We start from the raw sequence: 22970 nt of genomic DNA, 5'->3' as shown, positions 1-22970 counted from the left end.
GGCTTGTCAATCGCACGCTCTGGTTCTGGGATGTAAGAATCCAGGAAGCCAGCCAGTTCGATGATTTTCGCTTCCCACTCTGCTTCGCCTTCCAGCGCTTTCAGAGCAGAACCACGAACGAGTGGGGTATCGTCGCCCGGGAAATCGTACTGAGACAGCAGTTCACGAACTTCCATCTCTACCAGTTCCAGCAGCTCTTCGTCATCAACCATGTCGCATTTGTTCAGGAACACGATGATGAAAGGAACGCCTACCTGACGACCCAGCAGGATGTGCTCACGAGTCTGAGGCATTGGGCCGTCAGTCGCAGCAACAACCAGGATCGCGCCGTCCATCTGCGCAGCACCGGTGATCATGTTTTTAACATAGTCGGCGTGGCCTGGGCAGTCTACGTGTGCGTAGTGGCGAGTCGGGGTGTCATATTCAACGTGGGAAGTGTTGATGGTGATACCACGAGCTTTTTCTTCTGGTGCGTTATCGATCTGGTCGAATGCACGAGCAGAACCACCGTAGGTTTTTGCCAGAACGGTAGTGATTGCAGCAGTCAGGGTAGTTTTACCATGGTCAACGTGGCCGATAGTACCAACGTTGACGTGCGGTTTTGTACGTTCAAATTTTTCTTTAGACACGGCTATATTCCTTACTATAGTGCTCTCCCCTGTGGAGAGAGCACGGGACTTAGGTTTTAATCCTGTGGATTACTTACCACGGGCTTCAATAACGGCCTGAGCAACGTTGTTAGGCGCATCATCATACTTCAGGAATTCCATGGTGTATGATGCACGACCTTTGGTCAGAGAACGCAGCTGAGTTGCATATCCGAACATTTCAGACAGCGGAACTTCAGCGTGGATCTTAACGCCAGTTACTTCGGATTCCTGACCACGCAGCATACCGCGACGACGGCTCAAGTCACCGATAACGTCACCGGTGTTCTCTTCAGGAGTTTCTACTTCAACCTTCATGATTGGCTCAAGCAGAACTGGTTTTGCTTTCTTAAAGCCTTCTTTAAAGGCAATAGACGCAGCCAGTTTAAACGCCAGTTCAGAGGAGTCAACGTCGTGGTAAGAACCGAAGTGCAGACGAACACCCATGTCAACAACCGGATAGCCAGCCAGAGGGCCCGCTTTCAGCTGTTCCTGGATGCCTTTATCAACGGCTGGGATGTATTCGCCAGGAATTACACCACCTTTGATGTCGTTGATGAACTCGTAACCTTTCGGGTTAGAGCCCGGCTCCAGTGGGTACATGTCGATCACAACGTGACCGTACTGACCGCGACCACCAGACTGCTTAGCGTGTTTACCTTCAACATCGGTAACTTTCGCGCGAATCGCTTCGCGGTAAGCAACCTGAGGTTTACCCACGTTCGCTTCAACGTTGAATTCACGCTTCATACGGTCAACGATGATGTCCAGGTGCAGTTCACCCATACCAGCGATGATGGTCTGGTTAGATTCTTCATCAGTCCATACGCGGAATGATGGGTCTTCTTTCGCCAGACGGCCCAGAGCCAGACCCATTTTTTCCTGGTCAGCTTTGGTTTTTGGTTCAACTGCGATGGAGATTACCGGCTCAGGGAATTCCATACGCTCCAGAATGATCGGGTGATCCGGGTCACACAGGGTGTCACCAGTGGTCACATCTTTCAGACCGATAGCTGCAGCGATGTCGCCCGCGCGAACTTCTTTGATCTCTTCACGTTTGTTAGCGTGCATCTGTACGATACGGCCAAAACGTTCACGCGCCGCTTTCACGGAGTTCAGGATGGTGTCACCGGAGTTAACCACACCAGAGTAAACGCGGAAGAAGGTCAGGTTACCCACGAATGGGTCGGTAGCAATTTTGAACGCCAGTGCAGAGAATGGCTCTTCGTCGCTTGCGTGACGCTCAGCCGGAGTATCTTTACCGTCGTCCAGGATGCCGTTGATTGCAGGAACGTCAACCGGGGATGGCAGGTAGTCAACTACCGCATCCAGCATCGCCTGAACACCTTTGTTCTTGAACGCAGAACCACAGGTTACCAGGATGATTTCGTTGTTCAGAACGCGCTGACGCAGAGCTTTTTTGATCTCTTCTTCAGTCAGTTCTTCACCACCCAGGTATTTCTCCATCAGCTCTTCAGAAGCTTCAGCAGCGGATTCGATCAGGTTCTGGTGCCATTCGTCAGCCAGGTCCTGCATTGCAGCTGGGATATCTTCGTATTCGAAGGTAACGCCCTGGTCTGCATCGTTCCAGTTGATGGCTTTCATTTTCACCAGGTCGATAACGCCGGTGAAGCCTTCTTCAGCACCAATTGCCAGCTGCAGCGGAACAGGGTTCGCGCCCAGACGGGTTTTGATCTGGCCAACAACTTTCAGGAAGTTAGCACCCATACGGTCCATTTTGTTAACGAACGCGATGCGTGGAACTTTATATTTGTTCGCCTGACGCCATACGGTTTCAGACTGTGGCTGAACACCACCAACTGCGCAATAAACCATTACCGCGCCGTCAAGAACACGCATGGAACGTTCTACTTCGATGGTGAAGTCAACGTGCCCTGGGGTGTCGATGATGTTTACGCGATGCGGTTCGTACTGCTTAGCCATACCTGACCAGAATGCAGTAGTCGCTGCGGAGGTGATAGTGATACCACGCTCCTGCTCCTGTTCCATCCAGTCCATGGTGGCAGCGCCGTCATGAACTTCACCGATTTTATGGTTTACACCGGTGTAGAACAGAATACGTTCGGTAGTAGTGGTTTTACCGGCGTCGATGTGCGCACTGATACCGATGTTACGGTAGCGTGCGATGGGTGTTGTACGAGCCATTTGATTCCTCGTTTATATCTTTAGGCGTTCAGTTAAGTTACCCAGAGCGGGCGGCTTCTCTGAAGCGCCCGCCTGGTGACTAAGACTCCGAAGGGATTACCAACGGTAGTGTGCGAACGCCTTGTTGGCTTCTGCCATACGGTGAACGTCTTCACGTTTCTTAACTGCAGTACCTTTGTTGTCTGCAGCATCAGAAAGTTCGTTCGCCAGACGCAGAGCCATGGATTTATCACCGCGTTTACGAGCAGCTTCAACGATCCAACGCATTGCCAGGGCATTACGACGAACCGGACGAACTTCAACTGGAACCTGATAAGTAGAACCACCAACGCGGCGGGACTTAACTTCTACGGTTGGGCGAACGTTGTCGAGAGCGACTTCGAAAGCTTCCAGTTCATTTTTACCAGAACGCTGAGCCAGGGTCTCAAGCGCGCTGTATACGATTGCTTCTGCAGTAGATTTTTTACCATCTACCATCAGGATATTTACAAATTTTGCCAGCAGTTCTGATCCGAATTTCGGATCTGGAAGAATTTTACGCTGACCAATGACGCGACGACGTGGCATGGGAATACTCCGTTGTTAATTCAGGATTGTCCAAAACTCAAAGAGTTTAGTGTGACATTAAGATAAATCAGTTTGGCCTTACTTAACGGAGAACCATTAAGCCTTAGGACGCTTCACGCCGTACTTGGAGCGAGCCTGCTTACGGTCTTTAACACCTGAGCAGTCCAGCGCACCACGAACGGTGTGGTAACGAACACCCGGAAGGTCTTTAACACGACCGCCACGGATCAGGATCACGGAGTGCTCCTGCAGGTTGTGACCTTCACCACCGATGTAGGAAGTCACTTCGAAACCGTTAGTCAAACGCACACGGCATACTTTACGCAGTGCGGAGTTTGGTTTTTTAGGAGTGGTGGTATATACACGAGTACATACGCCACGTTTCTGCGGGCAGGCTTCCAGCGCAGGCACGTTGCTTTTCGCAACTTTGCGTGCACGTGGTTTGCGTACCAGCTGGTTAACTGTTGCCATTAAATAGCTCCTGGTTTTAGCTTTTGCTTCGTAAACACGTAATAAAACGACCTCATACAATATGAGGACGCGAAATTTTAGGGCTACGTCGAAAAGGTGTCAAGAAATATACAGCGATCTCAAATCACCAGTTCATTTGACTGGCGTGCGTCACAGTAAGATTGACGAAATCAGTATAGCCAACCACGTCAATTTTGGCTGAAATTTGACCAGAAAGACCCCGCGCATCCAGATCGTCCTTCAGCGCAGAGACTGTTATGGGGGCATTCGTGAGAATTTCAACGAAACGACTGCCTTCCAGTGCGGCAAGCACGCCATCCTGAATCAGCAGCAGATCATCACCTTCGCGCAGCATACTCAGTAACGCGTCGATATCACATTGCCACGGTGAATGGCTCAGAGTATGGAGCATGTCAGCCTCCGAAAGTCAGAACGGTGTCGTAGTGGGAAAGGTGCTCGCGCAATGCAGCAGGAGAGAGGACAGTCACATCCAGCACGAAAGGCGTTGCCTCGTTTAAACCGCGCGCGGCCAGGGAGTCGGCACAGACATAGAAGGTTTCGATATCGTAAAGCGGTAATACTTTGAACGTCGCGATGTAATCACGCGCCAGAATGGCCTGAGGCTGTTGCCCCGCCAGAAGCTGGAATACGCCGTCGCTCAAAAAGAAGACACCGATATCTTCGGTCAATGCTGAGGTCGCGAGCAGCGCATCCAGCCCTTCTCTGCCGGACGCATTGCCGTGCGGTGCGGAGGAAAAAACAAACGCGACACGCTTCATTAGAATTGCACCACTCTGTCGCAGGTTAACGCCGCCTGTGCCAGCGCGCCCAGGCCACTCAACGAAAAGCCGGGCTGCAGGTTAGAACCCGATAAACCAAGACGCGCGGCTTCGGTTGCATCGGTCACGCCGCGGCGCAGTGCCGCCGCCACGCAGATGTGCAGTTCTACGCCCTGCTTTTCGTTTAATGCCTGCCAGGCGCGCACCAGATCGAACTCGTCGCTCGCCGGTGACGTAAACTGATTCGCGTTATACACCCCTTCCCGATAGAAGAAGACGCTCGCCAGCTCGTGTCCGGCCGCCAGTAGCGCATGCGCAAACTGCAGCGCGCTGCTGGCCTGCTGAGTGCCGTACGCCGGGCCTGTCACCATTAACGCAAAACGCATTACTTGTCTTGACCCTGGAAATCGCCGCTTTTGAACTGGCGAATATAGAGGTAGACCGTGTGCTTGGAGATGTTCAGACGATCGGCCACCTGGTTGATGGCGTCTTTAATATCAAAAATCCCTTTTTCATAAAGATTGAGCACGATCTGACGATTCTTGGCGTTGTTTGAGACGTTGCGATCGGCATTCACCTCTTCAATCGTAAACTCAAGCGTCTGCGTCACCAGATCTTCAACGGAGGAGGCAAAGTTAACAGAAGAGCCAACGTCCGGCGTTTCTGGCGGAATAAAAGTGCTCATGATTTGCGAGAATGGCACATCAAGGTTCATGTTGATGCACAGCAGCCCAATCACGCGATGCTCGCGGTTTCGAATCGCGATGGTTTCTGACTTCATCAGCACGCCGCTTTTGGCGCGGGTGAAATAGCATTTGGAGACGCTGCTGTCCGCGCCGGTCATGTCATGCAGCATACGCAATGCAAGGTCGGTAATTGGCGAACCAATTTTACGGCCAGTATGCTCACCATTCGCAATGCGGATGGCGGAACACTTCAGATCTTGCAGGGAGTGCAATACGATTTCGCAGTGGGAGCCAATGAGCATCGCTAACCCGTCCACTACCGCTTCGTAGGATTTCAGAATATCGAAGTCGGTCTGATCGAAAGGACGTTGATCCAGCAAATCAAGTTCACTGGTTTCGTTGGTTAAAAGCGACCTGGACATGAAAAAAACACTCCTTTTCAGGAGCCTGTCGTTAGGTTTTCAGGGCAGGCTCATTATCTACACGGACAACTAAATTAATACAGCGTGCGTAGCGCTTTCCAGTGTTAATTATATCTGCCCCACAATAAAAAAACCGCCGCCTGAAAGGCGGCGGTTTTTTTTCAACATTACTTCTTAGCAGCAGCGGCTTTATCGTCAGCCGGTGCGTCTGCTTTCGCATCCGCTTTCGGTGCCGGTTTGATATCCAGCAGCTCTACGTCAAAGACCAGCGTAGAGTTAGCAGGGATACCCGGAACGCCGGTTTTGCCATAGGCCAGATCCGGCGGGATAACCATCTTGATCTTGCCGCCTTTCTTGATGTTTTTCAGGCCTTCAGTCCAGCCAGGGATCACACCATCCAGACGGAAAGAGAGCGGCTCACCGCGGGTGTAAGAGTTATCGAACTCTTTACCGTCGATCAGCGTACCTTTGTAGTTCACGACCACGGTGTCGCTGTCTTTAGGCGCATCGCCGGTGCCTTCTTTCTCAACTTTGTACACCAGGCCGGTAGAAGAGGTTTTCACACCCTTCTCTTTGGCAAAAGTATCGCGGTAGGCTTTGCCTTTCGCTTCGTTGTCTTTAGCGTCCGCGTCCATCTTGGTCTGCGCGGCACCCTTCACGCGCGCCTCGAACGCCTGCAGAGTCTGTTCAATTTCCTGGTCAGACAGCTTGCTCTTATCTGCAAATGCGTCCTGAACGCCCGCGATCAGCTGAGCTTTATCCAGTTTGATGCCCAGTTTCTCTTGTTCTTTCAGAGAGTTTTCCATGTAACGACCCAGAGATGCGCCCAGTGCATAGGCGGATTTCTGGTCGTCATTTTTGAACGCCGCTTTGCTGTCTGCAGTGGCAGCAGGCTTCGCAGCAGTATCAGCAGCGAATGACAGCGGCGCGTTCAGCGCAACAGCCATCGTCGTCGCCAGCAGCGTTACTTTAAACAGTGATTTCATCCATATCTCCAGGGCCTGGGGACTCTCACCCCAGCGTTAAACGTAAATGAGTTACGTACTATAAAACGTTGCGGAAGAAATCTACAGACAGACACTTCCAATTCTCGCCACTTTTCAGACTATTTTTGTTTAAATAAGTTTCCTGCCAAAGGGATGCAGACTGTACTTAAGGATAAACTCAGTTAAACTGCGCCGCCGCAGGGCCATTATGGCGAATCTGAAACAAACGAGGTGAATGATGAAGGATACAGCAATAGAAGCGAGAATGGCTGAGCTGGAAAGCCGCCTGGCTTTTCAGGACATCACCATCGAAGAGCTAAACCAGACCGTGACCGCACATGAGCTCGAAATGGCAAAGCTACGGGATCATATGCGCCTGCTGACGGAAAAGCTGAAGGCCACGCAGCCGTCAAACATTGCCTCTCAGTCAGAAGAGACGCCACCTCCTCATTATTGAGGCGTAAAAAAAAGCGGGATTATTATCCCGCATTTTTATTTTCCGTATGACGGAATTAGTGGCAACCGCAGCCGCCGTTACCGCAACCACCTTTACCGTGGTCGTGACCATGGTCGTGATCGTGGCCATGACCACCGCAGCAGCCGTCGTGGCCGTGATCGTGGTCATGGTCGTGACCGTGCGCACCGTGAACGTGGCCATGAGCCAGCTCTTCTTCGGTTGCTTCACGGATCGCAACGACTTCTACGTTGAACTTCAGGTTCTGGCCAGCCAGCATGTGGTTACCGTCAACCACGACGTGGTCATCTTCCACTTCGGTGATTTCAACAGGAACCGGACCCTGGTCAGTTTCAGCCAGGAAGCGCATGCCAACCTGCAGTTCGTCAACGCCCATGAACACGTCTTTAGGAACGCGCTGAACCAGGTTGTCGTCATACTGACCGTAAGCGTCGTTCGCGCCTACAGCAACGTCAAATTTGTCGCCAACTTCATGACCTTCCAGCGCGTTTTCCAGGCCGGAAATCAGGGAACCGTGACCATGCAGGTAGTCAAGCGGCGCACTCACCGGAGACTCATCAACCAACACACCGTCTTCTGTACGTACCTGATAGGCCAGGCTGACCACCAGGTCTTTTGCTACTTTCATGATATCTCCTGAGCGTGGGAAAATTGCTGGCGCAGATTGTAGCGGAAATCTGCACCCGTGTACCCTTTAGCTTAAAAAAACTCAGGGCATATCGCTAGTCCGGATGAAAAATCCCGATAACTTGCTCTTCTTTGCGAACGTGATCGCGGGCCTCTTTATCGGCCTCACGCATCTGGTGACCGCACTTAACACACTCAACAACATCAACATTATTTTCGCGCCACATCGCCAGGGTATCTTGCGCCTGGCAGGTCGGGCATTTTGCACCCGAGATAAAGCGTTTACGTACAGCCATCTTTCTTTACCCTTTATTCAAATTCATCCCAGCCATCAAGCTGGCGCCGTTCCTGTTGCATCTCTCGCTGGAAGATCTCCTCCAGCTCGCGACGCGCTTCCCGCACGCGGGAGATCTGCGCCGTATCGGTATGTACCGGCATCAGCTCGCGCAACATCCGCATATCCAGCCGGCGGAAGTGCATCTGGGCGCGCTGCGCCTGATGCGGATGCATGCCGAGCGAGATCAGCGCCTTACGGCCCAGCTCCAGCGCACTGGAGAACGTCTCACGAGAGAAGTGTTTCACACCCGCCTGCAACAATTCGTGAGCTTCAACACGTCCCCGCGCACGCGCCAGAATATGCAGATGCGGGAAATGCTGCTGGCACAGATCCACCAGCTTCATCGTGTCTTCCGGATCGTTACAGGTAATCACGATGGACTCTGCCGCTTCGGCCCCCGCCGATCGCAGCAGCTCGAGCTGGGTCGCATCGCCGTAGTAAACCTTATAGCCATATTTGCGCATCAGGTTGACCGCGCTGATATCACGCTCCAGTACCGTAATGCGCATTTTGTTCGCCATTAGCAAACGCCCGATAACCTGTCCGAATCGGCCAAAGCCCACCACAATCACCTGCGGCTTGTCGTCTTCCACCCACGGCGCTTCGTCTTCATCGTCATTTGGATTCAGGCGGCGCGACAGCAGTTTATCCACTAGCTTCATCAGCAGCGGCGTGGTCATCATAGACAGCGTGACCGTCACCAGCAAAAGCGCCATCTGATCGTCTTTAAACAGCTTCTGAGAGGAGGCGGTAGAGAACAGCACAAACGCGAACTCGCCCCCCTGACTTAACACGCTGGCAAACTGCATGCGTTCCGAACTGCGCAGCCCGTAGATACGCGCCATGACGTACAGCACCAGCATCTTCACCGCCACCAGGATGGCGACGCTCACTATCACCCACAGCAGATGGGTATAGAGCACACCGAGGTTAAGCGCCATCCCCACCGAAATAAAGAACAGGCCTAACAGCAGCCCTTTGAAGGGATCGATGGCAATTTCCAGCTCGTGCCGATACTCGCTCTCCGCCAGCAGTACCCCGGCGATAAAGGTCCCCAGCGCCATCGACAGCCCCAGCGCGTCCATAAACAACGCCGATCCCAGCACCAGCAGCAGTGTCGCGGCGGTAAACACCTCGCGAACGCCCGACGCGGCTATAAAGCGGAACACGGGACGCAGCAGGAAACGCCCGCCAATCAGCATGCCCGCGAAGGCCAGCACCTTCATGGCGATTTTAGCCCAGTCGAAGTGATCGTCCCCGGAGCCCGCCAGCAGCGGCACCAGCGCCAGCGCCGGGATCACCGCCAAATCCTGGAACAGCAGCACCGAGAAACCCAGCTGACCGGCTTCGTTACGGTTCATCCCCTTATCGCGCATCAGCTGCAGCGCCATTGCCGTCGACGACATCGCAAGGCCGATTCCGCCTATCACCGCCGCTTGCCAGGAGAAATTCGTCAGCATTAACAGGCCACCCAGAATCGCGGCGCTGAACACCACCTGCGCGGCGCCCACGCCAAAGATAGAGCGTCTAAGCTGCCATAATTTCGAAGGATTCAGCTCAAGGCCGATGATGAACATCAGGAACACCACGCCCAGCTCGGAGAAATGGAGAATCTCATCGACATCGCTGATGAATCCCAGCCCCCAGGGGCCAATCGCGATCCCCGCCAGCAGATACCCCAGCACCGCGCCGATACCAATACGGGCTGCAAGCGGCACCGCAACGACGGCCGCAAATAAAAACAGCACCCCGGCGAGGAGTAAATTCGATCCTTCCATTAACGACCTCCTGCCGGAATGGGTGACGCCAGCCATTCACCGTAGGCTCTGGCGTGGCTTGCCAGTTCTTTCGGATCCTGACGCCGCGCCCAGTAGACAATAATCGGGCTCATCCAGTGCATACGGCACATCGCCGCCGTCAGCTCGAAAGGCCGCAGGATGTCGCTCATCGGATAACGGTTCAGCCCGTCGTGACGGTAAGCGCTTTCAGGTTCACCGGTCGTAATCACACTACGCCAGTACTTTCCCGCCAGCTGGTTGCCCCCCACCCCGCTGGAGAAGCCCCGGCTCAGCACGCGGTCCAGCCACTCTTTCAGCAGCGCCGGACAGCTATAGGTATAAAGCGGATGCTGGAACACAATCACGTCATGCTGACGCAGCAGCTCCTGCTCGTAAGGGATATCAATAAAGAAATCAGGATAGTGCGCGTAGAGATCGTGCACCGTTACGTTACTAAGCTGTGTGGCCGGCTTAAGCAGCACCCGGTTTGCCACCGAGTCCTGAGATTCCGGATGGGCATACAGCAGCAGCACTTTTGCTGTCTGAGACATCATTCCCCTCCCGGTCTTGTTTCTGTTTTTGTGTATCGTCGTTGTTTTGGGCTACCATGGCGGCCCGGTGCGGAAAATGGCCCACACCTTACATTATCATAATGACAAATTAACATAGTCGGAACATACGGCGCTTCTATGATTGTTTTCTCCTCGTTACAAATTCGTCGCGGCGTGCGCGTCCTGCTGGATAACGCCACTGCTACCATCAACCCAGGCCAAAAAGTGGGTCTGGTCGGCAAAAACGGCTGCGGTAAATCCACCCTGCTGGCGCTGCTGAAAAACGAGATTAGCGCGGATGGCGGTAACTTTACCTTCCCGGGAAACTGGCAGCTCGCCTGGGTAAACCAGGAGACGCCGGCGCTGAGCGAACCGGCACTCGACTATGTTATCGACGGCGACCGTGAATACCGCAAGCTCGAAGCGGAACTTCATGCTGCTAACGAGCGCAACGACGGTCACGCCATCGCCACCGTTCACGGCAAGCTGGACGCCATCGACGCGTGGACCATTCGCTCCCGCGCCTCCAGCCTGCTGCACGGTCTCGGCTTCAGCAACGAACAGCTGGAACGCCCGGTCAGCGACTTCTCCGGCGGCTGGCGTATGCGTCTTAACCTGGCGCAGGCGCTGATCTGCCGCTCTGACCTGCTGTTGCTTGACGAACCGACCAACCACCTCGATCTCGATGCGGTTATTTGGCTGGAGAAGTGGCTCAAGAGCTATCAGGGCACTCTGATTCTGATCTCCCACGACCGCGACTTCCTTGACCCGGTAGTGGATAAAATCATTCATATCGAACAGCAAACGATGTTCGAGTACACCGGCAACTACAGCTCCTTCGAGCGCCAGCGCGCGACGCGTCTCGCCCAGCAGCAGTCCATGTACGAAAGCCAGCAGCAGCGCGTGGCGCACCTGCAGAGCTTCGTGGATCGCTTTAAGGCCAAAGCTTCAAAAGCCAAGCAGGCCCAGAGCCGCATCAAGATGCTGGAACGCATGGAGATGATTGCCCCGGCGCACGTGGACAACCCGTTCCACTTCAGCTTCCGCGAGCCGGAAAGCCTGCCAAACCCGCTGCTGAAGATGGAAAAGGTCAGCGCGGGCTATGCCGACCGCATTATTCTCGATTCCATCAAGCTCAACCTGGTGCCGGGTTCCCGTATCGGTTTACTTGGGCGCAACGGTGCCGGTAAATCGACGCTGATCAAACTGCTGGCGGGCGAGCTTAACCCGGCCAGCGGTGAAATTGGCCTGGCGAAGGGCATCAAGCTGGGTTACTTCGCCCAGCATCAGCTGGAATTTTTACGCGCGGATGAATCGCCGATTCAACACCTCGCGCGTCTTGCGCCGCAGGAGATGGAGCAGAAGCTGCGCGACTATCTCGGCGGCTTCGGCTTCCAGGGCGATAAGGTGACGGAAAACACCGAGCGCTTCTCCGGCGGCGAAAAGGCCCGTCTGGTGCTGGCGCTGATCGTCTGGCAGCGCCCGAACCTGCTGCTGCTCGATGAACCGACCAACCACCTGGATCTCGACATGCGCCAGGCGCTGACTGAAGCGCTGATCGAGTTCGAAGGTGCGCTGGTTGTGGTTTCGCACGATCGTCACCTGATCCGCTCCACCACGGACGATCTCTACCTAGTGCACGGCGGCAAAGTCGAACCGTTCGACGGCGATCTGGAGGACTACCAGCAGTGGCTGACGGACGTGCAGAAGCAGGAAAACCAGCCGGAAGAGTCAGCAAAAGACAACGCCAACAGCGCGCAGGCGCGTAAAGACCAGAAGCGTCGTGAAGCGGAACTGCGCACCCAGACGCAGCCGCTGCGTAAAGAGATTACCCGTCTCGAAAAAGAGATGGAAAAACTCAACGCCACGCTGGCTGTCGTTGAAGAGAAGCTCGGCGACAGCGGCCTGTATGACCAGAGCCGCAAGGCTGAGCTGACGGACTGCCTGCAAACCCAGGCGAAGACCAAATCCAGCCTCGAAGAGTGCGAAATGGCGTGGCTGGACGCGCAGGAACAGCTGGAAGCGATGCTGCAGGCTGACTGACCTGTTTACCCCGTTTGAAGAACAGAATCCGTACCGGGTTCGGAAATCCAGCTTAAACGGGGTACAATTCGGAAAGTATCGTAAATTTCCGACAAGAATCAGCATCGCGCTTATGACCCAAATCATTCCATCAGACTTCGACATTGCGGCCGAAGACAGCACTGAGTTCGTGCCTATGCGCGGCGTGGCCAATCCCCATTTGCAGACCATGCTGCCGCGACTGATCCGCCGCAAGGTTCAGTTCACCCCGCACTGGCAACGGCTTGACCTGCCAGACGGTGATTTTCTGGATCTCGCCTGGAGCGAAGCGCCGGAACAGGCTCGCCATAAGCCGCGTCTGGTGGTTTTCCACGGTCTGGAAGGCAGCCTGCACAGCCCGTATGCGCATGGGCTAATTGAGGCGGCAAAAGCGCGCGGCTGGCTCGGCGTGGTGATGCATTTTCGCGGCTGCAGCGGCGAACCGAATCGTCAGAAACGCATTTATCACTCGGGTGAAACCGAAGACGGGACGTGGTTTTTACACTGGCTGCGGGAAAATTATGGCACCGTGCCAACGGCCGCCGTGGGCTACTCGCTGGGCGGCAACATGCTGGCCTGTCTGCTGGCCAAAGAGGGTGAAAGCGTCCCGCTGGATGCCGCCGTCATTGTCTCCGCGCCGTTTATGCTCGAGCAGTGCAGCTACCACATGGATAAGGGCTTTTCCCGCGTCTATCAGCGCTACCTGCTCAACCTTTTGAAGGCCAACGCGGCGCGTAAGCTGAAGGCCTACCCGGATACCCTGCCGGTCAGCCTGCGCCAGCTGAAAAAGGTGCGCCGCATTCGCGAATTCGACGACCTGATCACCGCGAAAATCCACGGCTTCGCCGATGCGATTGACTATTATCGTCAGTGCAGCGCCATGCCGCTGCTCAGCAAGATCACGCAGCCGACGCTGATTATTCATGCCAAAGATGACCCGTTTATGGATCATCACTCGATCCCCGCTCAGGAGTTCCTGCCCGACAACGTTCACTATCAGTTGACCGAGCACGGCGGCCACGTCGGGTTTATCGGCGGCACGCTGCGCCGCCCGAAAATGTGGCTTGAGGCGCGTATTCCTGACTGGCTGACCCCTTATCTGGAGGGTGTAAAATGATTATTCCCTGGCAGGATCTGGCGCCCATTACGCTCGATAATCTGATTGAAAGCTTTGTATTACGCGAAGGCACCGATTATGGTGAACAGGAACGCTCGCTTGAGCAAAAGGTCAACGATGTTAAGCGCCAGCTGAAAAGCGGCGACGTGGTGCTGGTGTGGTCAGAACTGCATGAGACGGTCAATATCATGCCCCGCAACGCGTTTCACGGCTGATCTTCCACCCTTTTCAGTCAGGGAGTTGCTATGTCTGCCAGACATCCGGTTATTGCCGTTACGGGGTCGAGTGGTGCGGGAACCACCACCACCAGCCTCGCATTTCGCAAGATTTTCGCCCAGCTGAATCTCCGTGCGGCGGAGGTCGAAGGCGACAGCTTTCACCGCTACACGCGTCCGGAGATGGACATGGCCATTCGTAAGGCGCGCGATTCGGGTAAACACATCAGCTACTTCGGCCCGGAAGCCAATGACTTCGGCCTGCTGGAACAAACCTTTATAGAGTACGGCAAGAGCGGCAAAGGGCAGTCCCGCAAGTATCTGCACACCTATGATGAAGCCGTACCCTGGAATCAGGTGCCGGGCACCTTTACCCCCTGGCAGCCGCTGCCGGAACCTACCGACGTCCTGTTTTACGAAGGATTGCACGGCGGTGTGGTCACCCCTCAACACGACGTGGCGCGCCACGTGGATCTGCTGGTCGGCGTGGTCCCTATCGTTAACCTGGAGTGGATCCAGAAGCTGACGCGCGACATGAGCGAGCGCGGCCATTCGCGAGAGGCGGTGATGGACTCGGTGGTGCGCTCCATGGAGGATTACATTAACTTCCTGACGCCGCAGTTCTCCCGCACCCATATCAACTTCCAGCGCGTGCCGACGGTGGACACCTCCAACCCGTTCGCGGCCAAAAGCATCCCGTCGCTGGATGAGAGCTTTGTGGTGATCCATTTCCGCAATCTCGAAGGCATTGATTACCCGTGGCTGCTGGCAATGCTGCAGGGCTCGTTTATTTCGCACATGAATACGTTAGTGGTGCCGGGCGGGAAAATGGGGCTGGCGATGGAGCTCATCATGACGCCGCTGGTGGAGCGACTGATGGAAGGGAAGCAGATAGCGTGAGCATGTTCCCTCTCCCAGTGGGAGAGGGTTAGGGTGAGGGCATCAACACGCACGATGCCCCATCAATCACGCCTCGATCACTTCATACGAATGGGTGATTTTTACCGCTTTCTCCAGCATTAACGCCACAGAACAGTACTTCTCCGCAGACAGGTCCACCGCACGTGAGACCGCCGCGTCTTTCAGCTCTTTACCGGTGACCACAAAGTGCAGGTTAATATGGGTGAACAGGCGTGGCGCCTCATCGCGACGCTCTGATGTGAGTTTAACCTCACAATCCGTCACGTCATGACGTCCTTTTTGCAGAATCGACACCACGTCAATGGCGCTGCATCCGCCTGCCGCCATCAGCACCATTTCCATTGGGCTGGGAGCTTTATCGCCGGAGTTACCGTCCATCAAAATCTGGTGTCCTGACGCGGACTCGCCCAGGAACGTTAAACCTTCAACCCACTTCACGCGCGCTTGCATATTATTAACTCCAACGTTGCATTTTTGGTGACAGATTACGCGTGCGTTACATTTCTCGCAATGGAAGGCGACCTGCATCATGCTGAAGCGAGACACCAGGAGACACGCGGCGAAAGCTATGCTAAAACACTCAGGATGCTACAGTAATACATTGACGTTACACGTGTATGCAGAGGACATCAAACTTTACTGGCTGCGAAACGTTACGGTAGCCGACTTCCCAGGGTATGGGTAAGAATTCGATTGCAACCCCAGAGTCCGGATGCATCTGATGACTCTGGTGACAGCTTATAACAGAGGATAACAGCGCATGGTGCTTGGCAAACCGCAAACAGACCCGACTCTCGAATGGTTCTTGTCTCATTGCCACATTCATAAGTACCCATCGAAGAGCACGCTGATTCACCAGGGTGAAAAAGCGGAAACGTTGTATTACATCGTTAAAGGCTCGGTGGCAGTGCTGATCAAAGATGAAGAAGGGAAAGAGATGATCCTTTCTTATCTGAACCAGGGCGATTTCATCGGTGAACTGGGCCTGTTTGAAGAGGGCCAGGAACGTAGCGCCTGGGTTCGTGCAAAGACAGCATGTGAAGTGGCTGAAATTTCTTACAAGAAGTTCCGTCAGCTGATTCAGGTTAACCCTGACATCCTGATGCGTCTTTCTTCCCAGATGGCGCGCCGTCTGCAGGTAACGTCAGAGAAAGTGGGTAACCTCGCCTTCCTGGACGTTACCGGCCGTATCGCACAAACCCTGTTGAACCTGGCGAAACAGCCAGACGCTATGACCCACCCGGACGGCATGCAAATTAAAATTACCCGTCAGGAAATTGGTCAGATCGTCGGTTGCTCCCGTGAAACAGTGGGCCGTATCCTGAAAATGCTGGAAGATCAAAACCTGATCTCCGCCCACGGTAAAACCATCGTGGTCTACGGAACGCGTTAATTCCGCTTAAACGGCGTGCCATCGCAAGGTGTCACGCCGTTTTTGTCTCTACTCCCCATGTGGCGCAGGCTGATCTATCACCCGGAAGTTAACTACGCACTGCGGCAAACGCTGGTGTTGTGTCTTCCTGTGGCCATAGGCCTGATCCTCGGACATCTTCAGCAAGGCCTGCTGTTTTCCCTCGTGCCCGCCTGCTGCAACATCGCCGGTCTGGACACGCCGCATAAGCGCTTTTTCAAACGCCTGATTATCGGTGGCTGCCTGTTTGCCGGCTGTAGCCTCGCCGTGCAGCTTCTGCTTGCCCGGGATATCCCGCTGCCGCTGATCCTGACCGTGCTGGCGATGACGCTCGGCGTCACGGCGGAAATCAGTTCGCTGCACGCCCGCCTGCTTCCCGCCTCGCTGATTGCGGCCATTTTCACGCTGAGCCTCGCCGGGAACATGCCGGTGTGGGAGCCGCTGCTGATCTACGCCCTGGGGACATTGTGGTACGGGCTGTTTAACTGGTTTTGGTTCTGGCTGTGGCGCGAACAGCCGCTGCGTGAATCCCTGAGCCTGCTCTATGTGCAGCTTGCGGATTACTGCGAAGCCAAATATACCCTGCTCACCCAGCATACCGATCCGGAAAAATCCTTACCGCCGCTGCTGACGCGTCAGCAGAAGGTGGTGGACCTGATAAGCCAGTGCTATCAGCAGCTGCATATGCTCGCCGCCAACAAGAACCACGAATACAAACGGCTGCTGCGCACCTTCCAGGTCGGGCTGGATCTGCAGGAGCACATCTCTGTAAGCCTTCACCACCCGCAGGAGGTGCAAAAGCTGGTCGAGCGCAGCCACGCCGAAGCGGTGATCCGCTGGAACGCGCAAACTGTGTCCGCGCGTCTGCGCGTGCTGGCCGATGATATTCTCTATCACCGTTACCCGACGCGCTTTAACATGGAAAAACAGCTGGGCGCGCTGGAGAAAATCGCTCGTCAGCATCCCGATAACCCGGTCGGCCAGTTTGCCGCCTGGCACTTCAGCCGCATCGCCCGCGTGTTGCGCACGCAGCGCCCGCTTTATTCCCGCGACCTGATGGCGGATAAGCAAAAACGGCTTCCGTTATTGCCCGCGCTCAAAAGCTATCTTTCTCTTAAATCGTCCGCCCTGCGCAACGCCGCAAGGATTAGCGTGATGCTCAGTACCGCTAGCCTGATGGGCATGGCGCTGCACCTGCCGAAACCGTACTGGATCTTAATGACCGTGCTGTTTGTCACCCAGAACGGCTACGGCGCCACGCGGGTGCGTATTCTGCATCGGGCTGGCGGAACGCTGGCCGGGCTGATCATTGCAGGCGTGACGCTGCACTTCCACGTGCCGGAAGGCTATACCCTGGCAGGGATGCTGGCGATTACGCTGGTGAGCTACCTGATTATCCGCAAAAACTACGGCTGGGCGATGGTGGGCTTTACGGTGACGGCGGTATATACCCTGCAGCTGCTCACGCTCAATGGCGAACAGTTTATTGTCGCCAGGCTGATTGATACCCTGATCGGCTGCCTGATTGCCTTTGGCGGAATGGTCTGGCTGTGGCCGCAGTGGCAGAGCGGGCTGCTGAGGCAGAACGCCCACGACGCGCTCGAAGCCGACCAGCAGGCCATTCGCCTGATCCTGAGCGATGACCCTCAGCCCTCCCCGCTGGCCTATCAGCGAATGAAGGTCAACCAGACGCACAACGCCCTGTTTAACTCGCTCAACCAGGCGATGCAGGAGCCGGGCTTTAACTCGCACTATCTGGCAGACATGAAGCTCTGGGTGACGCACAGCCAGTTTATCGTCGAGCACATTAACGCCATGACCACGCTGGCGCGCGAGCACACGATGCTGACGCCGGATCTGGCGCAGCGCTATTTGCAGTCTTGTGAAATTGCGTTGCAGAGGTGTCAGCAGCGTCTGGAGTATGACGCGCCGGGCGAGTCGGGCGACTCAAACATTCTGGAAGCGCCGGAAACGTTAACCCACGGGCCAATGAGCACCCTGGAGCAGCATTTGCAGCGCGTACTCGGCCATCTGAACACCATGCACACCATTTCGTCGGTGGCATGGCGTCAGCGTCCGCATCACGGGATTTGGCTAACCCGCAGGTTAAAGCGAACCGAGTATTAGCCTTTAACGATCTTCGCGACCGCGGCGGCAAAGCGGGTTAACCCGTCTTCGATGTCTTTGTCTTCTACCACCAGCGACGGCGCAAAGCGCATCACGTCAGGCCCGGCGTTGAGCACCATCACACCTTCGTGCGCGGCGGCGTGCAGGAAATCACGCGCCCGGCCTTTGTACTGCGGCTTCAGCTCGGCACCAATCAGCAGCCCCATCCCGCGGATCTCGCTGAACACGTCGTACTGCTCATCAATCTTCTGCAGGTGTTTTACGAACAGCTCGCGCTTCGCGCTCACGGCGTTCAACACCTCCGGCGTGTTGATAATGTCGAACGCAGCACCCGCCACGGCGCTCGCCAGCGGGTTACCGCCGTAGGTTGAGCCGTGAGAACCGACGTGGAACGCGGAGGCGATCTCCTGAGTCGTCAGGACCGCACTCACCGGGAAACCACCGCCAAGCGCTTTGGCGCTGGTCAGAATATCCGGCGTCACGCCGTAATGCATATACGCGAACAGATCGCCGGTACGCCCCATCCCGCACTGCACTTCATCAAAGACCAGCAGCGCCTGATGCTCATCGCACAGCGCGCGCAGCCCTTTCAGGAATTCCGGTGTTGCCGCGGTCACGCCGCCTTCCCCCTGAATCGGCTCGACCACCACCGCGCAGGTGTGGTCGTCCATCACCGCTTTCACCGCGTGCAGATCGTTAAACGGCACGTGGACGATGTCGGCCGGTTTCGGGCCAAACCCGTCGGAATACTTCGGCTGGCCGCCAACGGAGACGGTAAAGAAGGAGCGTCCGTGGAAGGCATTGTGGAAGGCGATGATTTTGGTTTTGTACGGGCTGTGGCGCGTTGTCGCGTAGTAGCGCGCCAGCTTAAACGCAGTTTCGTTGGCTTCGGTGCCGGAGTTCATAAACAGCACGCGCTCGGCAAAGGTCGCATCAATGATCTTGCGGCCCAGGCGCAGCGCCGGTTCGTTGGTGAACACGTTGCTGGTATGCCACAGGGTTTCGCCCTGGGTTTTCAGCGCCTCCACCAGCGCGGGATGGCAATGACCCAGCGCCGTGACCGCAATACCGCCCGCGAAATCCACATACTCTTTACCCTGCTGATCCCAGACGCGGCTGCCTTTCCCCTTCACCGGGATAAACTCAGCCGGTGCATAAATCGGCAGGATCACTTCATCAAATGTCGCGCGGGTAATTGCTGGTTGTTCAGTTGCCATGTCATGACCATCCATTTTTATGTCACAGTGATTGTGAAAATATAATCACAAAATATGCATAAAAAATCACAGCAAGGCAACAGATATTCAGCGATTGAGGAAATTTGCCAGCAGCGCGTGCCCCTGCTCGCTGAGGATGCTTTCCGGATGGAACTGCACGCCTTCGAGATCCCATTCGCGGTGGCGAATCCCCATGATCTCCTGCGTATCGCTCCAGGCGGTCACCTCAAAGCAGTCGGGCAGCGTAGACGGGTCAATCACCAGGGAATGGTATCGCGTCACGGTTAACGGATTATTGAGCCCCGTGAATACCCCGGTACCGGTGTGGGTTACCAGAGAAGTTTTACCGTGCATCACTTTCGCGGCGCGCACGATGGTGGCATCAAACGCCTGGGCAATAGCCTGATGGCCCAGACAGACGCCGAGGATTGGCAACTTGCCGGCATAGCGCTGGATAACATCCAGAGAAATACCCGATTCCGACGGCGTACACGGCCCCGGAGAAATCACGATTTTCTGCGGAGCCAGTGTCCCGATATCGTCCAGTCCGATCTCGTCGTTACGGCGGACAACCACCTCTGCACCCAGTTCACAAAAATACTGGTAAAGGTTCCAGGTGAAGGAATCGTAGTTATCAATCAGCAGAATCATGGCGGCTCCCGAAAAAAATGCCGCCCTATTCTACTCAGATTCCCGCGCTTCGCTCACTACTTTGGCAAAGATAGCGTTTAGCGCGGTTAAATCTCCCGTTGCGCCGCTTCGGTTAGCCGCCACCCACTGGTCGGGATCGATATCGCGCCAGTCCAGCGAGTAGCCCGCGTGGAGCGCCAGCTGCTCGAAGAAAACGCGTTGGGCAATACCGTTGCCGCGCATAAACGGATGCAGCATGTTGATTTCGCAGTAATAGTGGCTAACCCGGTCAACAAACGCCGCTTTCTCAAGACCCACGAGATACTTTTCGCTTTCCAGCGCCGCCATCAGCTCGTTGCCCATCTTCTCGATGTATTCGAAATGACAGAAAGGAATGTCGCCCTTAAAAATATCGTCGGTACGTAACTCGCCTGCCCGCTTCATCTCGCTGCGGTACAAATGGCGATGAATAAGGCACAGATGGGGCAACCCGGGCGCGGAAGGCCCAAGCTCCAGCGTCTCAATACGGGGCTCTGAGGGACCATTACCTTTTTCAAGGAGACAACTGGCCTGTAAATTGACGTTACGCTGCTGCTCCCAGAGACGGGATTTTTGCTTGTCGGTGAGTTTTTTCACTTAACGCCTCCCTGAATAGTCCGTTTGCCACAAGTATAAGCAGCAAAACGCGCTTTCGCAGGGAGGGTCATATGACGCGGGCAGGAGAAGCCCGCGTTGAGAAGAATTACGGCAGAACTTTTGCGGAGAGGATCACGACAGGTTTTGACGGCACATTCTGATACGGACCGACGTCGTGAGTAGGCACCTGAGAAATCTTATCGGCCACGTCCATTCCTTTGACGATTTTACCGAAAACGGCATAGCCAAAGTCACGCTGACCGTGGTCGAGGAAGGCGTTATCCGCCACGTTCAGGAAGAACTGGCTGGTCGCGCTGTCTTTGTCTGCGGTACGCGCCATGGAGATGGTGCCGCGCTTGTTCAGCAGGCCGTTGTCCGCTTCGTTTTTAATAGGCGGGTTCGGCTGTTTCTGCTGCATCTGCTCGTTGAAGCCACCACCCTGAATCATGAAGCCTGGGATCACGCGGTGGAAAGTGGTGTTGTTATAGAAACCACTGTTCACGTAGTCGAGGAAGTTTTTCACGGAAACAGGGGCTTTCTGGCTATTCAGTTCCAGCTCAATATTCCCGGCAGAGGTGGTCAGCAGTACGTGAGGGTCCCCTTTGGCTGCCAGCGCAGCAGGGGAAACGGCAGAAAGAGCAAACACAGCTGCGACAGCCGCCAGTGTTGATTTGAGCATGAGAATTCCTTAACAAAGCGCAGTATAAAAAGCGAATGGCTTGATTCTAAAGAGCAGTATGAACGGAGACCAGCCTTTTACCTAATTTTACGAAGTTGAAACAATTATTACTACGCAAACGATTGGTTACGCCGCCAATTAATGTGATTTAGATCACACTAAAACCTGCAATGACGTAATCATTGCCCTTAAAAGATAGGAATAGATCACTTTACCGACTAAAATCTGCCCGCTCTCAGCGCCCCCTGGGCGCTTTTCTTTTTCTGAACAGGCCAGACATGACTAACAGCAATCGCATCAAGCTCACATGGATCAGCTTCTTCTCCTACGCCCTGACCGGCGCGTTGGTGATCGTCACCGGGATGGTGATGGGAAATATCGCAGACTACTTCCAGCTGCCCGTTTCCAGCATGAGTAACACCTTCACCTTCCTCAACGCGGGGATCCTGATCTCTATCTTCCTGAACGCCTGGCTGATGGAAATCGTCCCACTGAAAACCCAGCTGCGCTTTGGCTTTGTGCTGATGGTTGCCGCCGTGGCGGGCCTGATGCTGAGCCACAGCATCGCCCTGTTCTCCGCAGCCATGTTCGTGCTCGGTCTGGTCAGCGGGATCACTATGTCGATCGGTACGTTCCTGATTACCCATATGTATGAAGGCCGCCAGCGCGGCGCGCGTCTGCTGTTTACCGACTCCTTCTTCAGCATGGCCGGTATGATTTTCCCGATGGTCGCGGCGGTTCTGCTGGCGCGCAGCATCGAGTGGTACTGGGTCTATGCCTGCATCGGCCTGGTCTACGTGGCGATCTTTATTCTGACCTTCGGCTGTGAGTTCCCGGTGCTGGGCAAGAAAGCGCAAACCACCGCAGAGCCCGTTGTGAAAGAAAAGTGGGGCATCGGCGTGCTGTTCCTCTCCATCGCCGCGCTGTGCTACATCCTGGGCCAGCTGGGCTTTATCTCCTGGGTACCGGAGTACGCGAAAGGTCTGGGCATGAGCCTGAACGACGCGGGTAAACTGGTGAGCGATTTCTGGATGTCTTACATGTTCGGCATGTGGGCGTTTAGCGTCATCCTGCGCTTCTTCGACCTGCAGCGCATTCTGACCGTGCTGGCGGGGCTGGCGACCGTGCTGATGTACCTGTTCATCAACGGTTCACCGGAGCATATGCCGTGGTTCATTCTGACCCTGGGCTTCTTCTCCAGCGCCATTTATACCTCGATCATCACCCTGGGCTCCCTGCAGACCAAAGTGGCCTCGCCGAAGCTGGTTAACTTCGTCCTGACCTGCGGCACCATCGGCACCATGCTCACCTTCGTGGTCACCGGCCCGATCGTCGCCCACAGCGGTCCGCTGGCGGCGCTGCACACCGCGAACGGTCTGTATGCCGTGGTGTTCATCATGTGCTTCGTTCTGGGCTTCGTGACCCGCCACCGCCAGCACAACGCGGCAGCAGCGTCTCACTAAC

General features: G+C 55.2%; 26 protein-coding genes. 8 read left to right on the top strand and 18 right to left on the bottom strand.

All coding sequences use genetic code 11. The annotated features are described in order from the left end of the window. The 9 genes from ACOTZB_RS18415 to fkpA form a co-directional block, all read right to left on the bottom strand. On the bottom strand, positions 1 to 629 hold a 629-nt coding region (locus ACOTZB_RS18415; RefSeq protein WP_421628068.1), incomplete at its 3' end, for a GTP-binding protein. A gap of 69 nt (positions 630 to 698) precedes the next feature. Further along, a complete protein-coding gene (gene fusA / locus ACOTZB_RS18410; RefSeq protein ID WP_033146789.1) occupies positions 699 to 2813 on the bottom strand; it encodes an elongation factor G in 2115 nt (704 codons plus the stop codon). A 96-nt stretch (positions 2814 to 2909) separates the two neighbouring features. Continuing rightward, entirely contained in the window at positions 2910 to 3380 is a 471-nt protein-coding gene (gene rpsG, locus ACOTZB_RS18405) for a 30S ribosomal protein S7 (protein ID WP_004106370.1), read from the bottom strand. 96 nt (positions 3381 to 3476) lie between these two features. Beyond that, the gene (rpsL, locus tag ACOTZB_RS18400; protein WP_000246815.1) at positions 3477 to 3851 is read right to left on the bottom strand and encodes a 30S ribosomal protein S12; all 375 of its coding nucleotides are present in this window, start codon (positions 3849 to 3851) and stop codon (positions 3477 to 3479) included. A 124-nt stretch (positions 3852 to 3975) separates the two neighbouring features. After that, positions 3976 to 4263 (bottom strand): sulfurtransferase complex subunit TusB, encoded by a 288-nt coding sequence (gene tusB, locus ACOTZB_RS18395; protein WP_024907951.1) that lies wholly within the window; start codon positions 4261 to 4263, stop codon positions 3976 to 3978. Position 4264: 1 nt separating this feature from the next. Beyond that, positions 4265 to 4630, bottom strand: a complete 366-nt coding sequence (gene tusC / locus ACOTZB_RS18390; protein ID WP_421628066.1) for a sulfurtransferase complex subunit TusC — start codon at positions 4628 to 4630, stop codon at positions 4265 to 4267. After that, the gene (gene tusD, locus ACOTZB_RS18385; RefSeq protein ID WP_033146792.1) at positions 4630 to 5016 is read right to left on the bottom strand and encodes a sulfurtransferase complex subunit TusD; all 387 of its coding nucleotides are present in this window, start codon (positions 5014 to 5016) and stop codon (positions 4630 to 4632) included. The genes tusC and tusD overlap by 1 nt, the downstream gene beginning before the upstream one ends. Further along, positions 5016 to 5738 (bottom strand): helix-turn-helix transcriptional regulator, encoded by a 723-nt coding sequence (locus tag ACOTZB_RS18380; RefSeq protein WP_014171909.1) that lies wholly within the window; start codon positions 5736 to 5738, stop codon positions 5016 to 5018. Before ACOTZB_RS18380 ends, tusD begins: the two co-directional genes overlap by 1 nt. A 167-nt stretch (positions 5739 to 5905) precedes the next feature. Then, entirely contained in the window at positions 5906 to 6724 is an 819-nt protein-coding gene (fkpA, locus tag ACOTZB_RS18375; protein WP_023309460.1) for an FKBP-type peptidyl-prolyl cis-trans isomerase, read from the bottom strand. A gap of 238 nt (positions 6725 to 6962) precedes the next feature. Between fkpA and ACOTZB_RS18370 the strand changes: the two genes are divergently transcribed. Next, complete coding sequence (locus tag ACOTZB_RS18370) at positions 6963 to 7181, top strand: protein SlyX (protein ID WP_023309461.1); 219 nt, start codon at positions 6963 to 6965, stop codon at positions 7179 to 7181. 55 nt (positions 7182 to 7236) lie between these two features. On the opposite strand, the gene slyD is transcribed toward ACOTZB_RS18370, so the two are convergent. From slyD to kefG, 4 genes are all read right to left on the bottom strand, one after another. Next, positions 7237 to 7827: a peptidylprolyl isomerase gene (slyD, locus tag ACOTZB_RS18365; RefSeq protein ID WP_014833521.1), complete on the bottom strand. Its 591-nt coding sequence runs from the start codon at positions 7825 to 7827 to the stop codon at positions 7237 to 7239. Positions 7828 to 7921: 94 nt separating this feature from the next. Then, positions 7922 to 8122 (bottom strand): YheV family putative zinc ribbon protein, encoded by a 201-nt coding sequence (locus ACOTZB_RS18360; RefSeq protein WP_421628063.1) that lies wholly within the window; start codon positions 8120 to 8122, stop codon positions 7922 to 7924. Positions 8123 to 8135: 13 nt separating this feature from the next. After that, complete coding sequence (gene kefB, locus ACOTZB_RS18355) at positions 8136 to 9941, bottom strand: glutathione-regulated potassium-efflux system protein KefB (protein ID WP_421628061.1); 1806 nt, start codon at positions 9939 to 9941, stop codon at positions 8136 to 8138. After that, the gene (gene kefG / locus ACOTZB_RS18350; RefSeq protein WP_021242220.1) at positions 9941 to 10495 is read right to left on the bottom strand and encodes a glutathione-regulated potassium-efflux system ancillary protein KefG; all 555 of its coding nucleotides are present in this window, start codon (positions 10493 to 10495) and stop codon (positions 9941 to 9943) included. The genes kefB and kefG overlap by 1 nt, the downstream gene beginning before the upstream one ends. Positions 10496 to 10630: 135 nt before the next feature. Here kefG and ACOTZB_RS18345 point away from each other — a divergent pair, with 135 nt between their 5' ends. The 4 genes from ACOTZB_RS18345 (at position 10631) to ACOTZB_RS18330 (ending at position 14785) form a co-directional block, all read left to right on the top strand. After that, positions 10631 to 12535: an ABC transporter ATP-binding protein gene (locus ACOTZB_RS18345; protein ID WP_421628058.1), complete on the top strand. Its 1905-nt coding sequence runs from the start codon at positions 10631 to 10633 to the stop codon at positions 12533 to 12535. Positions 12536 to 12647: 112 nt separating this feature from the next. Further along, complete coding sequence (locus ACOTZB_RS18340; protein ID WP_198886793.1) at positions 12648 to 13670, top strand: hydrolase; 1023 nt, start codon at positions 12648 to 12650, stop codon at positions 13668 to 13670. Continuing rightward, the gene (locus ACOTZB_RS18335) at positions 13667 to 13885 is read left to right on the top strand and encodes a YheU family protein (protein ID WP_047652866.1); all 219 of its coding nucleotides are present in this window, start codon (positions 13667 to 13669) and stop codon (positions 13883 to 13885) included. The genes ACOTZB_RS18340 and ACOTZB_RS18335 overlap by 4 nt, the downstream gene beginning before the upstream one ends. 30 nt (positions 13886 to 13915) lie before the next feature. After that, positions 13916 to 14785 carry a phosphoribulokinase gene (locus ACOTZB_RS18330; RefSeq protein ID WP_023309465.1) on the top strand — a complete coding sequence of 290 codons (870 nt, stop codon included), beginning with the start codon at positions 13916 to 13918 and terminating at the stop codon, positions 14783 to 14785. A 66-nt stretch (positions 14786 to 14851) separates the two neighbouring features. Here the strand turns inward: ACOTZB_RS18330 and ACOTZB_RS18325 are convergent, their stop codons facing one another. Continuing rightward, positions 14852 to 15256 carry an OsmC family protein gene (locus ACOTZB_RS18325; RefSeq protein WP_023309466.1) on the bottom strand — a complete coding sequence of 135 codons (405 nt, stop codon included), beginning with the start codon at positions 15254 to 15256 and terminating at the stop codon, positions 14852 to 14854. A gap of 310 nt (positions 15257 to 15566) precedes the next feature. On the opposite strand from ACOTZB_RS18325, the gene crp reads away from it, so the two are divergent. Further along, positions 15567 to 16199 (top strand): cAMP-activated global transcriptional regulator CRP, encoded by a 633-nt coding sequence (crp, locus tag ACOTZB_RS18320; RefSeq protein WP_000242758.1) that lies wholly within the window; start codon positions 15567 to 15569, stop codon positions 16197 to 16199. A gap of 57 nt (positions 16200 to 16256) precedes the next feature. After that, positions 16257 to 18344 (top strand): YccS/YhfK family putative transporter, encoded by a 2088-nt coding sequence (locus tag ACOTZB_RS18315; protein WP_421628083.1) that lies wholly within the window; start codon positions 16257 to 16259, stop codon positions 18342 to 18344. Here ACOTZB_RS18315 and argD read toward each other — a convergent pair. The 4 genes from argD to ppiA all read right to left on the bottom strand — a co-directional run bounded on the left by argD (position 18341) and on the right by ppiA (position 21506). Further along, positions 18341 to 19561: a bifunctional acetylornithine/succinyldiaminopimelate transaminase gene (gene argD, locus ACOTZB_RS18310; protein WP_187360836.1), complete on the bottom strand. Its 1221-nt coding sequence runs from the start codon at positions 19559 to 19561 to the stop codon at positions 18341 to 18343. The two genes, ACOTZB_RS18315 and argD, sit on opposite strands and share 4 nt — an antisense overlap. Positions 19562 to 19648: 87 nt before the next feature. Next, entirely contained in the window at positions 19649 to 20212 is a 564-nt protein-coding gene (pabA, locus tag ACOTZB_RS18305) for an aminodeoxychorismate synthase component 2 (RefSeq protein WP_421628055.1), read from the bottom strand. Positions 20213 to 20242: 30 nt separating this feature from the next. Then, the gene (locus ACOTZB_RS18300) at positions 20243 to 20827 is read right to left on the bottom strand and encodes a putative adenosine monophosphate-protein transferase Fic (protein WP_421628053.1); all 585 of its coding nucleotides are present in this window, start codon (positions 20825 to 20827) and stop codon (positions 20243 to 20245) included. 106 nt (positions 20828 to 20933) lie between these two features. Then, the gene (gene ppiA / locus ACOTZB_RS18295) at positions 20934 to 21506 is read right to left on the bottom strand and encodes a peptidylprolyl isomerase A (RefSeq protein ID WP_014885514.1); all 573 of its coding nucleotides are present in this window, start codon (positions 21504 to 21506) and stop codon (positions 20934 to 20936) included. Between the two features lie 278 nt (positions 21507 to 21784). On the opposite strand from ppiA, the gene tsgA reads away from it, so the two are divergent. Next, complete coding sequence (gene tsgA / locus ACOTZB_RS18290; protein ID WP_421628051.1) at positions 21785 to 22969, top strand: MFS transporter TsgA; 1185 nt, start codon at positions 21785 to 21787, stop codon at positions 22967 to 22969. Position 22970 lies beyond the last annotated feature (1 nt).

The sequence above is a fragment of the Enterobacter cloacae complex sp. SHL020 genome (assembly GCF_049236945.1).
Classification (GTDB): domain Bacteria; phylum Pseudomonadota; class Gammaproteobacteria; order Enterobacterales; family Enterobacteriaceae; genus Enterobacter; species Enterobacter dykesii.
The sequence above is the reverse complement of the archived record's forward strand: the minus strand, read 5'-3'. Positions and strand labels throughout refer to the sequence as shown.

Bases quoted from the DNA above. Each gene is read 5' to 3' on its own strand.
- ppiA (WP_014885514.1), bottom strand. From the start codon at position 21,506: ATGCTCAAATCAACACTGGCGGCTGTCGCAGCTGTGTTTGCTCTTTCT.
- rpsG (WP_004106370.1), bottom strand. From the start codon at position 3,380: ATGCCACGTCGTCGCGTCATTGGTCAGCGTAAAATTCTTCCAGATCCG.
- ACOTZB_RS18345 (WP_421628058.1), top strand. From the start codon at position 10,631: ATGATTGTTTTCTCCTCGTTACAAATTCGTCGCGGCGTGCGCGTCCTG.
- kefB (WP_421628061.1), bottom strand. From the start codon at position 9,941: ATGGAAGGATCGAATTTACTCCTCGCCGGGGTGCTGTTTTTATTTGCG.
- rpsL (WP_000246815.1), bottom strand. From the start codon at position 3,851: ATGGCAACAGTTAACCAGCTGGTACGCAAACCACGTGCACGCAAAGTT.
- ACOTZB_RS18330 (WP_023309465.1), top strand. From the start codon at position 13,916: ATGTCTGCCAGACATCCGGTTATTGCCGTTACGGGGTCGAGTGGTGCG.
- ACOTZB_RS18360 (WP_421628063.1), bottom strand. From the start codon at position 8,122: ATGGCTGTACGTAAACGCTTTATCTCGGGTGCAAAATGCCCGACCTGC.
- ACOTZB_RS18335 (WP_047652866.1), top strand. From the start codon at position 13,667: ATGATTATTCCCTGGCAGGATCTGGCGCCCATTACGCTCGATAATCTG.
- ACOTZB_RS18325 (WP_023309466.1), bottom strand. From the start codon at position 15,256: ATGCAAGCGCGCGTGAAGTGGGTTGAAGGTTTAACGTTCCTGGGCGAG.
- fkpA (WP_023309460.1), bottom strand. From the start codon at position 6,724: ATGAAATCACTGTTTAAAGTAACGCTGCTGGCGACGACGATGGCTGTT.
- ACOTZB_RS18315 (WP_421628083.1), top strand. From the start codon at position 16,257: ATGTGGCGCAGGCTGATCTATCACCCGGAAGTTAACTACGCACTGCGG.
- tusB (WP_024907951.1), bottom strand. From the start codon at position 4,263: ATGCTCCATACTCTGAGCCATTCACCGTGGCAATGTGATATCGACGCG.
- argD (WP_187360836.1), bottom strand. From the start codon at position 19,561: ATGGCAACTGAACAACCAGCAATTACCCGCGCGACATTTGATGAAGTG.
- pabA (WP_421628055.1), bottom strand. From the start codon at position 20,212: ATGATTCTGCTGATTGATAACTACGATTCCTTCACCTGGAACCTTTAC.
- slyD (WP_014833521.1), bottom strand. From the start codon at position 7,827: ATGAAAGTAGCAAAAGACCTGGTGGTCAGCCTGGCCTATCAGGTACGT.
- crp (WP_000242758.1), top strand. From the start codon at position 15,567: ATGGTGCTTGGCAAACCGCAAACAGACCCGACTCTCGAATGGTTCTTG.
- fusA (WP_033146789.1), bottom strand. From the start codon at position 2,813: ATGGCTCGTACAACACCCATCGCACGCTACCGTAACATCGGTATCAGT.
- tusD (WP_033146792.1), bottom strand. From the start codon at position 5,016: ATGCGTTTTGCGTTAATGGTGACAGGCCCGGCGTACGGCACTCAGCAG.
- tsgA (WP_421628051.1), top strand. From the start codon at position 21,785: ATGACTAACAGCAATCGCATCAAGCTCACATGGATCAGCTTCTTCTCC.
- ACOTZB_RS18380 (WP_014171909.1), bottom strand. From the start codon at position 5,738: ATGTCCAGGTCGCTTTTAACCAACGAAACCAGTGAACTTGATTTGCTG.
- tusC (WP_421628066.1), bottom strand. From the start codon at position 4,630: ATGAAGCGTGTCGCGTTTGTTTTTTCCTCCGCACCGCACGGCAATGCG.
- ACOTZB_RS18340 (WP_198886793.1), top strand. From the start codon at position 12,648: ATGACCCAAATCATTCCATCAGACTTCGACATTGCGGCCGAAGACAGC.
- kefG (WP_021242220.1), bottom strand. From the start codon at position 10,495: ATGATGTCTCAGACAGCAAAAGTGCTGCTGCTGTATGCCCATCCGGAA.
- ACOTZB_RS18370 (WP_023309461.1), top strand. From the start codon at position 6,963: ATGAAGGATACAGCAATAGAAGCGAGAATGGCTGAGCTGGAAAGCCGC.